The following is a 14,625-nucleotide window of genomic DNA, read 5'->3' as shown; positions in this document are numbered from 1 at the left end:
CCCTCCAGGCTGGTAGCCGGCACGGAAATTCCCGCACCGGTCTATACGTCGGCGGTCACAAAGCCGCCGCTCAATCGTCAGCAAATGGCCCCGTTACCGCCGCACCGTGCCCTCTTAGAGGTTCCATCGTCGCGACCTCGCCAGCCCTTGAGCGGCTGAGCGATCGACCGAGGCGGTCTTGCTGCCGACAAATCATGCACGTGAAAAAGGAACGAATATGATCACTCGTTACACACCCGTCGCAACGATGACCGCTGCGGTCTTCAGCCTGCTTGCTTTCAGCCCGGCCTCCGCTGCTGAGATGGCCCAGGCACAACAGCAGCCGTCGGCACAAGCGCAGCCGCCGGCACAGGGTCAGGCGCCGATGCAGGGACAACCCGGCGGCAACGGTGCGCCCGCCGCCGTCAGCGATCAGAAAATCGAGGCCTTTGCCGTTGCCTATCTGCAGGTCGACAAGGTCCGGCAGGAATATTCGGCCAAGATCGGCGCGACGAAGGACGAGGCTGGCAAGCAGAAGCTGCAGGCAGAAGCCAAGAAGCAGATGGTCGACACCGTCGAAGCCTCGAACGGCATCTCCGTCGAGGAATACTCCTCGATCCTGACGGCCGCGCAGAGCGACCCGGCTCTGGCCAAGAAAGTGCTGGAAAAGATCGGCACGCCGCCGCCGGGGCAGCAGCAGCAATAGGCTTAAACCGAAACGACGGGGCGGGCGGGCTGAAAGTCCACTTCGCAAGCACTTCCCGCGCCCGCCCCAATTCTGATGCGGCCTACTTGGCGGGCACGACCAGCGCCTCGCCCTTGCGCACGATGTAGGTCGCCAGCTCCGAAGCCTCGCCGTTGCCGACGTTCTTTGCCGAGTGCACCACGCCCGACGGAATGAACAGGGACTGGCCGGCCTTGAGCGTCACCGGCTGCCTGCCTTCGAGCTGATATTCCAGCGTTCCCTCGAGAACAAAGGCGATCTCTTCGCCAGGATGCGAATGCTTTGGCGCGAGAACGCCGGGAGCGAAATCGACGCGCACCTGAACGCCCTCATGGCCGGGCACGTCGATATCGTTTTTGATCAGATCGGTGCGTTGCAGCGGCTGTTCCGCATGCGCTGCCGTGGCGGCGCCCAGAGCGAGGGCGAGCGCCATAGCCTGGATCATTTTCATCGTGTCATCCTTCCTAAATTGACCTTTCCGGCTCGTTGGCCGCAAGGGCATTTCAGTCGATAATTGAACCGGGGATGTGTCGGGAAATCGGCATTTTTGTAAGCGAGTGTATCTAGGCAGCGGCGGCTCCGGGCTGTTCGGGTGGCGGGATTTTATCTTCTGTCCTGCCGTGCAAGCCCCCCTCTGGCCTGCCGGCCATCTCCCCCACAGGTGGGGAGATTGGCAAGTGGCTAAACCTTCCCGCCCGTCTACCGTTCGGCATGCTGTGACGCTTGTTGTTTTGGGAAGCCCTTGCGCCAGGCGATCTCCCCACCTGTGGGGGAGATGCCCGGCAGGGCAGAGGGGGGCTTGTAAGGTAGGACAATCCGGCCGATTCCCGTACCTCAAGCCGCCGACGTTGAGCCTCTAACCCCAGCCAGCGTCGCAATATCCGTCACACCACCCGATGACTCGAAGTCGAAGATCTTCTGGGTCACCAGCGCAGCCGCACCCCGGGCCCAGGAATTGTCCTCCCAGTCGGGCAGCAGCGGCGGCGCGGTCCTGAAGGTGCGGGCGGCCAGCGCCTCGCGCAGCGGCGTCAGGAAAGGGTCGCCGAGGGAGACGGCTTCGCCGCCGGCGACGATGACTTCGGGATCGGTGATGTTGACGAGATTGGCAAGGGCAGTGCCGATGCCGCGGCCGGAATCTCCGACAAGGGCGAGGGCGGTGGCGTCGCCTGATGCGAGCGCCTTGCGGAGATCGGGAAGACCGAGTTCGTCGCGGCCGATTGCCTCCCGCCAGCGCCGGAGCATCGAGATTTCGGAGTGATAGGCCATCAGACAGCCGCGCTTGCCGCATTCGCAGAGCCGGCCGTTCTCCTCGAAAAGCGTGTGGCCGAACTTGCCGGCAGCACCATTGGCGCCGCGATAGAGCTTGCCGTCGATGACAAGTGCACAGCTGATGCCGACGCCGACGGCCAGCACCGCCATGTTGCGGTGCTGGCGGCCGAGGCCGAAGAGCTGCTGGGCAATGGCATAGGCGTTGGTGTCGTCCTCCAGCCAGACCGGCACGTGGACGCGGGCCGCGACCAGCGCGGCGAGGGGGACGTTGTTCCAGCTGAAGCGGTGGCTGCGCACGCAGGCTGTCTGCTCGTGATTGATGACACCGGGCATGGAGATGCCGATGCCGGCGAGCCGGGCGTCGGGCCGGCCGGCGAGCTTCACCAGTTCGGGCACGGTGGCCGCCAAGAGGTCGGCGACCTGATCAGGGTCGTGGCCGTTAAGGCTGACCCGCATGGCGGCGACCGGGTTGGTGGCAAGGTCGGTTGCCACGCACTCGACCGAATCCACCATGAGTTTGAAGCCGACGGCAAGCGCGTGTTCGTAGTTGATATCCACCGGGATCGGCCGGCGGCCCGTGAGGCCGGGCACGGTCTTGCCCTCGATGACGATGCCTTCCTCCAGAAGGTCGGTGACGACGAAGGTGACGGCGGCCGGACTTAAGCCGATGACGGTGGCGATATCGGCGCGGCTTCTCGGCCCCTCGCGCCTGAGAAGGTTAAGAATGAGGCGTCGGTTCATGGCTCTCGCCGTGGTCTGGTCGCCTTTTAACTTCACGATGCATTCCTTAATTTTGTAAATTAATTATTGCGGGCCGAAAAGATCTATGCATAAGTTCGGCCGCGGATCAACTCAGCCAAGCGGATTATCGCTGGAATTGCGGGTCGATCGCATGTGTTGAAGGCCTGGTCGGTCGTTTCATGGAGGAGGCGGCGGTCGGGAGATATCGATCGATCAACTGGGAGGAATTCAATGACATTTTTGAAGCAATTTCCGTCGACCACCCGCAGACGCTTCCTGAAGGGCGCGGGCCTGGTTTCCGCCGCGGCTGTTACCGGCAGCTTCCCGATCCCGGCGATCGCGCAGGCGCAGGAGGTGACGATGATCTCCGCCGAAAACAACGGTGCTGCGCTCGACGCGCTGAAGGCGATCGCCGCGGGCTTCAGCAAGGAAGCCGGGGTCAACGTCGTCATCAACAACATGGACCACGAGGCCCACAAGACGGCCATCCGCAACTATCTGGTGGCCGGTGCCCCTGACGTCTGCTCCTGGTTTTCGGGAAACCGCATGCGCGCCTTCGTCAAGCGCGGCCTGTTCGACGATATTTCCGATCTCTTCGAGAAGGAAAAGTACAAGGACGTGCTCGGTGCGACCGCAGGGGCCGTCACCGAAGACGGCAAGCAATATGGCCTTCCCACAGGCGGCACGCTCTGGGGCATGTTCTACCGCAAGGATGTGTTTGCCGAGCATGGCCTGACGGTGCCGACGACGGCGGAAGAGTTCATGGCCTATGGCGAAAAGTGCAAGGCGGCCGGCATCACACCGGTGGCGATGGGCACCAAGGAATTGTGGCCGGCGGCCGGCTGGTTCGACCAGATGAACCTGCGCATCAACGGACTCGACAAACACATGGCGCTGATGAACGGCGAGATGAGCTATCTCGACCCGTCGCTGACCCCAGTTTTCGACCAGTGGGAAGCGATGATTTCCAAGGAGTTCTTCACGGCGAACCATACCTCCTTCGGCTGGCAGGAGGCGGCGGCGCTCCTGGCGCAGAAGAAGGCCGGCATGATGAATTTGGGCGCCTTCCTGCGCTCGGCCTTCACTGCCGAGGACCTGCCGCAGCTCGCCTATGCGACCTTCCCGGTGCTCGACCCCAAGGTCGGCCACTTCGAGGAATTCTCGGTCAATTCGATCCACATTCCCGCCAAGGCCAAGAACAAGCAGGGCGCGCGCGAATTCCTCGCCTATTTCTACAAGCCCGAGAACCTGGCTGCCTATCTGGAGCCGGGCGGCAACGTGCCGCCGCGTCATGACCTGCCGCCGAGCAAGGACCCGCTGGTCAATGTCGCCGTCGAGGTCATGAAAACGGTGCAGGGCACGTCGCAATATTACGACCGCGACAGCGACCCCGATATGGCCCAGGCAGGCCTCGTCGGTTTCCAGGAGTTCATGGCCAAGCCCGACCGACGCAAGGCGATCCTCACGCGGCTCGAGGGGACGCGTAAGCGGATCTATAAGATTTAGAGTTCTCCTCCCGGAGACGCTGGGAGTGGGCCTGTGCCCGCTCCCGAGGGGCGGCGGTATACGCACCGCCGCTCCAAAATGTGGAGGTGTCCTCCACACCTTCCGGAGCAGGCATAGGCCAACTCCTGTCATAATTGAGGCTCCAGAGATGTTAATGCTATGGCGCCGCCAGCGTTGGTGGCTTACCCCGACTTTGCTCATCGCGCCGGCGATCGTGCTGTTTTCTACCGTCATCCTGCTATCGGCCGTCCGCAGCGTCTGGATCAGTCTGCACGACTGGGATGGGTTCGGCCCGATGGTCTGGATCGGCTTCGGCAATTACGTCGAGCTCTATAACGATCCGCAATTCTACGTGTCGCTTAAGAACAATCTGATCTGGCTCGTCATGTTCATGGCCGCGCCGCCGATCGGGCTTGCCATCGCGCTCCTGGTCAACCAGAAAATCCGCGGCATGCGCTTTCTGAAGTCGCTGTTCTTCATTCCGCTGGTGCTGGCCTCGGTCACCGTCGGCGTCGTGTTCACCTGGGTCTATACGCCGGAATTCGGGCTGCTGGCGCTGATCTTCAAGGCGTTCGGGGCGACGGCGCCAGCGGTGCTCTCTGATGAGCATTTCGTCACCTTCGCCATCGTCATCGCCGCCCTCTGGCCGCAGGTCACCTTCTGCATGGTGCTTTATCTCGCCGGCCTCAACAATCTCAGTGAAGAGCTGATCGGTGCGGGGCGCGTCGACGGGGCGAGGGGCTGGAACATGCTGTGGCACATCGTGCTGCCGCAACTGACCCAGGTGACCTTCATCGCCATCGCCGTCACGGTGGTCGGGGCGCTCCGCTCCTTCGACATGGTGTCGGTGATGACATCAGGCGGGCCGTTCGGCTCTTCCTCGGTTCTCGCCTACCAGATGTTCGAGCAGTCGATCTTCTCCTACCGCTTCGGTTACGGCGCGGCGATCGCCTCGGTGCTGTTCGTGATCATGGCCGTGTTCATCGTCTGGTACCTCACCCGCATCATCCGTACCGAAGAGAGGGGAGGCTGATGTATCCTCGTCCCATTCCCGAGGCCGCCGTCTGGCAGCGCCGCCTCTATGTGCTTACCGTCATCATCGTGCTGCTGCTCTGGCTCTGCCCGCTGTTTGCGATCATCCTCACCTCGTTCCGCTCGACCGAGGATGTCATGGGCGGCAATCTGTGGGGATGGCCGACCGGCATCGGCGTGATCGACAATTACACTGCGGTCTTCACCCAGACGCCGATGGCCCGTTATTTCCTCAACAGCCTGATCATCACCATTCCCTCGGTGATCGGCGTGCTGGCGCTCTCGACGCTCGCCGGCTACGTGCTGTCGCGTTACCGCTTTCGCGGCAACATGCTGATCTTCGCGCTGTTTGTCGGCGGCAATTTCCTGCCGCACCAGATCATGATGATCCCGGTGCGCGACCTGATGGTGCGGCTCGACCTGATCGATACGACGGCGGCGCTGATCATCTTCCACGTCGCCTTCCAGACCGGTTTTGCGACACTGTTCATGCGCAATTTCATCGCCGCACTGCCCGATGAACTGTTCCAGGCGGCCCGCGCCGAAGGCGCCTCTCCCTTCCAGACGCTCATCCATGTGGCGATCCCGCTGGTGCGGCCGGCGCTGGCCGCACTCGCCATCCTGATCTTCACCTTCATCTGGAACGACTATTTCTGGGCCGTGGTGCTGACCGTCAGCGATAGCGTCAAGCCGGTGACGGCAGGCCTTGCCAATCTGCGCGGCGAATGGGTCTCGGCCTGGAACCTGATTTCCGCAGGCACCATCGTCGTCGCCGTGCCGCCGGTGGTGATGTTCTTCCTGATGCAACGGCATTTCATCGCCGGCCTGACCATGGGGGCGGTGAAGGGATGAGTGCCGCATTTTTCGTTTCAACAAGAGAGGGCCAGGACATGACCAGTCTCGAACTTCGGCAGATCAACAAGAATTACGGCGCCTATCATGCGCTACGCGGCATCGACCTTTCGGTCGCGCAAGGCGAGTTCATCGTCATGGTCGGTCCATCAGGCTGCGGCAAATCCACGCTTTTGAAATCGATCGCCGGCCTGGAGGAGATTTCCTCCGGCCAGATCCTGATCAACGGCCGCGATGTCAGCAAGCAGGAACCGGGCGATCGCGGCATCGCCATGGTCTTCCAGTCCTATGCGCTCTATCCGCACATGACAGTGGCGGAGAACATGGGCTTCGGCCTGCGCATGGCCAAGCGCCCGAAGGCCGAGATCGAGGCGGCCGTGGCGCGCGCAGCCAAGATCCTCCGGATCACCGATCAGCTCGACAAGCGGCCGAAGCAGCTGTCCGGCGGCCAGCGGCAGCGCGTGGCGATCGGCCGGGCGATCACCCGCTCGCCCGAGGTCTTCCTGTTCGACGAGCCGCTGTCGAACCTCGATGCGGCGCTTAGAACCCAGATGCGCGTCGAGCTCAGCAGCCTGCATGCCGAGCTTGGCGCCACCATGGTCTATGTCACCCATGACCAGGTGGAGGCGATGACCATGGCAAGCCGGATCGTCGTCCTCAACCGGGGGGTGATCGAGCAGGTCGGCTCGCCATTGGAGCTTTACCGCAATCCCGACAATCTTTTCGTCGCCGGCTTCCTCGGCGCGCCACGGATGAATTTCCTCGGCGTCACCGTCGACGACGTGTCCCGCCGCAACGTGACGGTTTCGGCGCCCGGTCTCGTGCCGGTGACAGTGGAACTGGCGCAGGCGACGGCGCTGTCGAAAGGCACCAGCCTGACCCTCGGCGTTCGTCCGGAGACGATATCGATGGTCGCCGATGCCAGTCAGGGTGGGGCGATCGAAGGCCAGGTCCGGCTGGTCGAGCATCTCGGCCGCGAGACCATCCTCTATGTCGACGCCGGCAATATGCGGACCATCGCTTCGGAAAGCGGCACCGGCAACATCACGGTGCAGCTGAGTTACGTCGCGCCCTTTGCCGCCGAGCAGAAGGTGGCGCTGAAGCTCGACGCCAGCGAGCTCTATCTCTTTTCATCCGAAGGCGGCCGCACGATCAGCGCCCGCAAGACCATTCTCGACAGATAGGAAAGACCATCCCGTGTCCGACAAGACCCTCTCCGTATGGAACACCGTCAAGACCGACCGCTTCCTCGTCGGCGCCCCGCATTATCCCGAGCATGTCGATGAAAGCTATTGGGAGCGCGACGCCGAGCGTATGGCGAAGGCCGGCTTCAACACCGTCAGAATGGCCGAATTCGCCTGGCATATTCTCGAGCCGAAGCTCGGCGCCTTCGACTTCGATCTCTTCGACCGCGCCATCGCCATGCTCGGCCGCTACGGCATCGGTACGATCCTATGCACCCCGACGGCGACGCCGCCGCGCTGGCTGACCGTGGCCCATCCCGAGGTCCTCCGGGTCGACGGCAAGGGCCGCCCGATGAGCCACGGTTCGCGCCAGCACTGCGACACGGCAAGCCCTGTCTTGCGTGAACACAGCCGGCGCATCACCAAGGCGATGGCCGAGCACTATCGCGACAATCCGCATGTCGTCGGATGGCAGACCGACAATGAGCTGAACACCAGCATGCCGGAGAGCTTTTCCGAGGCGACGCTCACCGAATTCCAGGCTTACCTTGCCGACACATACGGCGAGATCGGCAAGCTCAACCGTGCCTGGGGCGGCGATTTTTGGGCGACGGCCTATGATGGTTTCGACCAGGTGGTGCTGCCGATCGAATTCGGCCCGACCTTTCCAAGCCCCGGCCATCTGCAGGATTACCACCGCTTCCTCGCCTTCTCGACGGCGCGCTTCCAGCACGACCAGGTCGAGATCCTGCGCGCGGTGAAATCCGCCTGGTTCATCTTCCACAATCTCGGCGGCCTGCGGGATATCGATTTCCGCGGCCAGTTCAGCAAGGATCTCGATTTCGTCGGCTATGATATCTATCCGATGCTCTATGACGAGTTCCAGCGGCTCGGCAACCACGCCAAGGTGCAGGCGCTGCACCTCGATATCTGCCGCGGCTTCTCCGGCAACTACATCGTGCCCGAGCAGCAATCGGGCTTCGGCAGCCAGCCGGGCTTCTGCACGCTGACGCCGGAACCGGGCGAGCTACGCCGCATGGCGCTGTCTTCGGTCGCTCACGGCGCCGACGGCTTGATGTTCTTCCGCTGGCGTCCGGCCCATTTCGGCGCCGAGATCTACTGGATGGGCATCATCGACCATGACGATGTCGCCCGCCACCGCTATGAGGAAGCCAAGCGCTTCGCCACCGAGATGATTGCGCTGCAGCCGAAGATCCTCGGCACCTATGTGCGCATGGATGTCGGCATCGCCGGTTCGGATTTCGACAACCAGGAAGCTCACAAGACCTATCCGATCGGCCTGCCGAGCCCGCAGGACGATGCGATCCTGCTGCACCAGCATTGCTATGATCGCGGTATCGCCTGCGGCTTCATCCATCCCGAGGACGATCTTTCCAGGTTGAAGCTCTTCTATGTCCCCCATTGGGTGATGTGGAAGGGCGAATGGACGGCGAAGCTCGAAGCCTTCGCGGCGGCGGGCGGCACCGTCGTCATCGGCGCCCGCACCGGCACCCGCAATGAAGACAACCACGTCATCCGCGAGACCGCCCCCGGCACCACCCTTTCGAAGCTGACTGGCGTGTGCGTCGAAGATTTCGGCCGTCTGACCGCGCCGGGCGCCAACGGCCTGTTCGACGTGATGGAGCGCTCGGGCGGGCTCGTCATCCCGCCGAACAAGCCGGCCGAATCCCATCGCCGCGAACGCCGCTTCAAGATCGGCAACCGCGAAATCACCGCCGGCCACTTCTATGAAAACCTCGCCGTCGACGGCGATGTCGAAGTGATCGCCGCCTGGTCCAACCGCTATGCCGAAGGCCAGGCGATGGCAACCTCCCGCAAGGTCGGCAAGGGGCAGGTGGTCTATCTCGGCACCTATCTCACGCCTGAACTGACCGAGGCGCTCACTGAACGCCTCTTTCCCCAGGCCGGGATCGAACCGCTGGTCGGCGGTCTGCCCGAAGGCGTGGAGGTGACGATGCGGATGAATGAGGAACGGCGGCTGCTCTTCGTGCAAAACTATACCGACCAGCCGGCGTCTATCGGCGGCGTGCCGGCCGGGCGGGACCTGCTGGATGGGGAGAAGCCGGTGACGGGTAGGCTGGATCTTGGAGGCTATGGCTGTGCGATTGTTGAGCTGGAGGGGTGAGGCCGTGGCGCACCGCCCGTCCTTCGAGGCCCCTGCGGGGCGCCTCAGGATGAGGCTCTATGGGGCGCTGGCGCGAGACGGTGTCGTAACAGTAGACGTAGCAAAACCACGGCATTCCACCACCTGTAATTGGGCGCGGCACTCTCCAACCTCCCTCATCGGACAGAGGTTTCGCAGCATGCGTTGCCCCGGCGTCCGTAAGAGATAGGCTTCGGGTAGTGGCGTCCATTATCCGACTGGTGTGCTCGCCGGATGGTGTGCCGGAGCCGCATGGGCAAGTGTGTGCTGGTAGGTCGGTCGAAGTTATCTGAATGGCGGCGCGGATAGAGGCAGGTGAAGCGGGAGGAATTGTCTACGGTATTTTGTCGTCGACGGTTTTTCACCCGGCATGTTGATAGGGGTAGCCTCATTGCTGCAAAGCGCACAACCGCGACAATTGCGATTGCGCCCAGTCGCGAGCGGTTTGTTGAGTATTTTCGAGACCAGACAGAAGGCCACCGATTTCTCCGCTGATTTGGATATCGGAATCCAAAATCCGACATGCGGCGGTATCAAGGGACACGGTAGCCAAAACGTCACTATCAAGCTGTGGCAACTGAATGAGGTCCTCAGAACCGGACTCACACGTCAACACTGCCCTTGCCGAAAGAGTACTGACACCACTCGGAAAAGTACAAATCTTCACCGAAACGAGCTGAAATCTGGCGGTTTGATTAGGGCCAATAGGAATCTGTTCGCACAATTGTAGCGTGGCAATTGATCGGGCGATCGCAGGCCACTCAGGGCGATCGAGTGGCGATCGGCATTCTGCGAACGCTGGCGCGTGAAACAAAACGGCGACGGCGAACGGAATACAAATAGCCTTGATACCGTTCCCAAGCGATTTGCTCATTGTCGGTCCTTTGCGCAACGGCCTCAGGGTGCCCTGTTGTAAATCGTTATTAGGGTGGAATCGCGGCACCCCCGATGACGTCGTCTGGACCTTAATATCCTGGCCGACGGGAGGCGGTGGGGAGCCCTCTTGGTCACATTCCATTATCACATGAATGCCGCCCGCTTCCCGGCTTACAAAGACCTCTCCGGCGTCGACTTCACTACCAGCGAGATAAATGAAGCAACGGTGCGAGTTCATGGATGCGGCGCAGAATGTTGTGCTTATCGGCAGGCCCGGAACAGGCAAAACCCATGTTGCGACTGCCCTTGGCGTTCAGGCGAAAGGTCCGCTTCTTCTCCACGATCGAATTGGTCATCGCGCTTGAGCAGGAGAAGGTAAAGGGCAAGGCGGGGCCTTCGTCTCGGCCAAACCGGGATTGTAGTGGGAGCTTTCCCCTGGTGGGATCGTCCGATTGCGCATGCTTTGCGGCCGACAGCGGAAGCTTTTGGTCCCTGATGCTACCCTGTCACAGCTCCTTCATTGGCCGGTCTGGCAAGAGCGGCAAATTTAGCCAGCACGCCTGCGGTATATCGGGGTTTCGGTTGTTTCCATTCAGCACGCCGCCGCGAAATTTCTTCGTCTTGCAGATCGAGTTGCAGCAGCTTGCGATGCGCATCGATGGTAATTGGATCACCTTCGCGAACCAGCGCAATCGTGCCTCCGACAAAAGCTTCCGGGGTGACGTGGCCGACGACCATGCCCCAGGTCCCGCCCGAGAATCGTCCGTCCGTGATCAGCCCCACGCTATCGCCAAGGCCCCGGCCGATGATCGCGGCTGTCGGGGCGAGCATTTCCGGCATGCCAGGACCACCCTTTGGCCCGAGGTAGCGGAGGACGAGTATATCGCCCGGCTTGATCTTGTCTGACAGAATGGCATCCATCGCCGATTGCTCGTCTTCGAATACGCGTGCCGGACCAGTGATCACCAGATTCTTCAGGCCAGTAATCTTGGCGACCGCCCCACCTTCCGCGAGATTGCCTTTGAGGATCGCGAGATGGCCTTCGCTATAGAGCGGCGCATCCAGGGTCCGTATGACATTCTGGTCTGCCCTTGGTTGATCCGGCACGGTCTCCAGTTCTTCAGCGATCGTGCGGCCAGTGATGGTCAGGCAGTCCCCATGCAGGAGCCCGGCATTGAGCAACAGTTTCAGCACCTGGGGAATGCCGCCCGCCTGATGCAGGTCTACCGCCATATATTTTCCGGACGGCTTGAGATCGCAGATAACTGGAACCTTGCGGCGGAAGGTAACGGCATCTTTGCGCCGCCGATAGCGGAATAAGCGTCGTCGCCTTCATGTCTCGGCGAAGCTGCTTAAATGTTTCGCAAAGCATCCTGTCTTCATTCTGGGCTATGGGCTCATCGCCACCTGAGCAAGGCGGTCCAGCGGAAAAGTCATGCGAGACTCGGGCTGGTTGACGCGTTTTGTGGAGCGACTGAAAAAGCATGGCACTGCGATCCAGACCGCCGTTCTCGCGCAGCGCATATCCGTTGATCAAGTCCTCGAACGCGTCGGGATTGTTCCCACTCGCTGTCACATCTCCGGCAGGCCGGCCTTTCGGAAACCGTCGACAAAGTGGTCTCGTACGGATGCATCGCGCAGCGGCTGGGAGCTCAGCCAATGGCCAATGGTGAAATGAGGGTGGGCGATCAGGAACAATTCGGCTTCTCGCCGCGCCTCCTCACGGTGGCCCAATTGCGCAAGCGTAGCCGCCAGGAATTTGCGTGAGTTGGTACGATACGTGTCTTTCCTGCGGAGTGTAGCGGTTGCCGCCTCATAATCACGCGCGGCGTATTGCGCCTGCCCAAGATGACAAAGATACCAGCAGGCTGGATAGGGATTGAGCCGCAGAGCTTTTTCGATCTGCGCCAGTCCGTCGGCAACCCTGCCGTCCAGCACGGAAATGTCCGACATGGCGGCCCAGGTGTCGGCGTGGTTGGGGTCCAGCTCCAGGGCCTTGGCGAAGGCGGCCTCTGATTCCTCCCATCGCCGCTCATAAGCCAAAATGGTCCCCAGAACGTAACGGCAGCCGGCATCGTTGGGATCCAGCTCGACCGCCTTCTGCGCTGACGTCGCCGCCATCCGGCGGTTGGGATCTTCGGGCTCGCCGAAATGAGCCCAGGCAAGCCAACGGTTATAGGCGAGCAGACCGAGCGCCTCGGCATATGATGGCTCGAGCTTAACCGCGCGCTGGAGCAGCATATAGGCCTCACGCTCAGTTTGCGGCGACTCTTCCGTCAGGAGGCGGGCGCGCACACACAGATCGTACGCCTCAAAGTTCTTCGGCCGATTGCGCGGCGTCGGGATGGTCAGCCGGCCGACGAGGGCTTCGACAATCTTGGCGTTAACTTCATCCTGTAACTCGAAAACATCTTCCAGCGTCCTGTCAAACCTCTCGGCCCACAAGTGCTGGCCGGCAAGCGTGTCGACCAATTGGGCATTGATGCGGACACGTCCCATGGCGCGTCTGGCGCTCCCCTCCAGGACATAGCGGACGCCGAGTTCCTGGGCGACCAGCTTTACGTCGACCGGCTTCCCCTTGTAGCCGTACACGGAATTGCGCGCGATGACGAACAGGCCAGCCGTACGGGAAAGGTCGGTGATCAGATCTTCGGTCAAGCCGTCGACGAAAGGCGCGTCCGCTTCATCCCCACTCATATTCGTGAACGGCAAGACAGCGATCGAGGGACATTCGGGCAGCGGCAATATGCTCTGCAGCGCATCCGGCCAATGCCACACGTGGATCGGGCGCGTCAGGTTCTTCAGGTAGCGTTCGCCTGCATCAAAGAACCGGTCGCTAATCTTGCCGACGATCTCGCCGTGAACATTGGCTGAAATGCAGATACCTCCTGGTGCGGCCTGCGTCTCCAAGCGCGCCGCGACATTGACGCCGTCGCCGAGGACGTCTGAACCATCGTCAATGACATCTCCCAGATTGACGCCTACACGCAAAAGTAGGCGTCGATCTCCGGAAGCCTCGACAGTCGTGGTGGCCCGTTGCATTTCCAGCGCGGCTTCGACTGCGTCCACCGCGCTACCGAATTCGATTAGGAAGCCGTCGCCCATGACCTTGAAGATGCGACCGTTGTGGCGCGTCACAGCCGGCTCGATAACGCCAGAACGGAGTTCTCTGAGGTTCGCCAGCGTTGCGACTTCATCAGCCTCCATCAGGCGTGAATATCCCACCACATCGGCAACGACGATGGCAGCGAGACGACGCTGAAGAAATTGATCCGTCATGTGAGGACAAGCCCAACGACCAAATTAGCAAGTTATTGTTCAACTGCGGGTGAGTCAACAAGCCGTAAGAGGTAATGTCCAGGCGATCTCCACCTCCATCGAGCCGTCATCCTTCTTTGTGACCGACGGCGTCGCGGCGGACGACACGGAAATGAGTATCCACGGAAAGGGACGGTTCTTGAACGTCTGGCGATAGGTGGCGAGCGGTCGCATCGACTCGCGACGACAGAGTAGTAGGCAGGGAGGGAGCGCCCCACTATCGCGCAGAAGCCTTAGAGAGCGGGCTTTCTGGGATGATAGAGTGGACAATGTCCCCTAGTTGCCCCAGCCAATTTGGAACCGATCAAATCGAATCTCGCTCAACGGTTGGTTGGAGGGGCCCAGCTTTACCGAACGAAGAACGAGATGAAGCTCGGGGGAATAGTATTGTTCGAAAATGATCGGCGGCAATTCCGTCAGTTCCAGACGGCTGTTGATGGCCCAGACTTTGTAGGAACAAGATGCAATCGTTTCCTCTCCCAAGCCGTCGAACCTCATGAAAGTCGTGCCCGAAACGGATTTTTTGCCATTGATGAAAAGCGTGGTGTCGGATTGCCAGTTCTTCTTCTGCGGTAGATCGTCTAACGCAATCGCATTCGCGTATTTCAGCTCATGCGTCCCGCTGGCACTCACTCTCTTTTCGACGAGCAAGGGGTGCAAATATACAGCCGAGACCGGCTGCAACGAACCGTCGCGCTCCATCAGCCGTTGTTCGGTGAGACCCGGGCCGTCCGGCTTGTAGAATACGGAATAGAAAGGCGCCTCTCTGGTCAGCAGGACGCCCTGTTTGGTCTCATTGGCGGTTAAGCAATTGCCAAAGGCTGGTACCGCCAATGTTATTCCAACCAGTAGCGATAAACTTCTTAGCAAGATCGACATCCTAGATTCCCCTCATCCAACTCCGTATCATGGTGCTTGGGTGAAATTGGGGAAATCTAGTCTAAGTCGTCGGCCCGGGGCTCGCCCACAGCCTGACCGAA

The 14,625-nt window shown here is 61.1% G+C and carries 11 protein-coding genes and 2 pseudogenes; 7 read left to right on the top strand and 6 right to left on the bottom strand.

From position 1 onward, the window contains the following. Window positions 1–217: 217 nt before the first annotated feature. A complete protein-coding gene (locus J3O30_RS14410) occupies window positions 218–685 on the top strand; it encodes a DUF4168 domain-containing protein (protein WP_207580979.1) in 468 nt (155 codons plus the stop codon). 82 nt (window positions 686–767) lie between these two features. Here J3O30_RS14410 and J3O30_RS14405 read toward each other — a convergent pair whose 3' ends face one another. Further along, a complete protein-coding gene (locus tag J3O30_RS14405; protein WP_207580978.1) occupies window positions 768–1,154 on the bottom strand; it encodes a cupin domain-containing protein in 387 nt (128 codons plus the stop codon). A gap of 383 nt (window positions 1,155–1,537) precedes the next feature. Next, window positions 1,538–2,749, bottom strand: a complete 1,212-nt coding sequence (locus tag J3O30_RS14400; protein WP_207580977.1) for an ROK family protein — start codon at window positions 2,747–2,749, stop codon at window positions 1,538–1,540. 195 nt (window positions 2,750–2,944) lie between these two features. Between J3O30_RS14400 and J3O30_RS14395 the strand changes: the two genes are divergently transcribed. The 5 genes from J3O30_RS14395 (at window position 2,945) to J3O30_RS14375 (ending at window position 9,433) form a co-directional block, all read left to right on the top strand. Further along, complete coding sequence (locus tag J3O30_RS14395) at window positions 2,945–4,219, top strand: ABC transporter substrate-binding protein (protein WP_207580976.1); 1,275 nt, start codon at window positions 2,945–2,947, stop codon at window positions 4,217–4,219. A gap of 148 nt (window positions 4,220–4,367) precedes the next feature. Continuing rightward, complete coding sequence (locus tag J3O30_RS14390; RefSeq protein WP_207580975.1) at window positions 4,368–5,252, top strand: sugar ABC transporter permease; 885 nt, start codon at window positions 4,368–4,370, stop codon at window positions 5,250–5,252. After that, window positions 5,252–6,103: a carbohydrate ABC transporter permease gene (locus J3O30_RS14385; RefSeq protein ID WP_207580974.1), complete on the top strand. Its 852-nt coding sequence runs from the start codon at window positions 5,252–5,254 to the stop codon at window positions 6,101–6,103. Before J3O30_RS14390 ends, J3O30_RS14385 begins: the two co-directional genes overlap by 1 nt. Before the next feature lie 38 nt (window positions 6,104–6,141). After that, window positions 6,142–7,287, top strand: coding sequence for a sn-glycerol-3-phosphate ABC transporter ATP-binding protein UgpC (gene ugpC, locus J3O30_RS14380; protein ID WP_207580973.1), 1,146 nt, complete (start codon window positions 6,142–6,144; stop codon window positions 7,285–7,287). A gap of 13 nt (window positions 7,288–7,300) precedes the next feature. Beyond that, a complete protein-coding gene (locus J3O30_RS14375; RefSeq protein ID WP_207580972.1) occupies window positions 7,301–9,433 on the top strand; it encodes a beta-galactosidase in 2,133 nt (710 codons plus the stop codon). Window positions 9,434–9,839: 406 nt separating this feature from the next. Here the strand turns inward: J3O30_RS14375 and J3O30_RS14370 are convergent, their stop codons facing one another. After that, the gene (locus tag J3O30_RS14370; RefSeq protein ID WP_207580971.1) at window positions 9,840–10,325 is read right to left on the bottom strand and encodes a hypothetical protein; all 486 of its coding nucleotides are present in this window, start codon (window positions 10,323–10,325) and stop codon (window positions 9,840–9,842) included. 159 nt (window positions 10,326–10,484) lie between these two features. On the opposite strand from J3O30_RS14370, the pseudogene J3O30_RS14365 reads away from it, so the two are divergent. Further along, window positions 10,485–10,714: pseudogene (locus J3O30_RS14365) on the top strand (ATP-binding protein); the annotation flags it as partial. 111 nt (window positions 10,715–10,825) lie between these two features. Here J3O30_RS14365 and J3O30_RS14360 read toward each other — a convergent pair. The 3 genes and pseudogenes from J3O30_RS14360 to J3O30_RS14350 all read right to left on the bottom strand — a co-directional run. Then, window positions 10,826–11,608 (bottom strand): annotated as a pseudogene (locus J3O30_RS14360) (dihydroxy-acid dehydratase); the annotation flags it as partial. Window positions 11,609–11,899: 291 nt separating this feature from the next. Then, entirely contained in the window at window positions 11,900–13,606 is a 1,707-nt protein-coding gene (locus tag J3O30_RS14355; RefSeq protein WP_207580970.1) for an adenylate/guanylate cyclase domain-containing protein, read from the bottom strand. Between the two features lie 315 nt (window positions 13,607–13,921). Further along, window positions 13,922–14,524 (bottom strand): hypothetical protein, encoded by a 603-nt coding sequence (locus J3O30_RS14350; protein WP_207580969.1) that lies wholly within the window; start codon window positions 14,522–14,524, stop codon window positions 13,922–13,924. Window positions 14,525–14,625 lie beyond the last annotated feature (101 nt).

This window comes from Rhizobium sp. NZLR1, from assembly GCF_017357385.1.
Taxonomy (GTDB): domain Bacteria; phylum Pseudomonadota; class Alphaproteobacteria; order Rhizobiales; family Rhizobiaceae; genus Rhizobium.
This window is presented reverse-complemented; position numbering and strand designations above follow the sequence as displayed.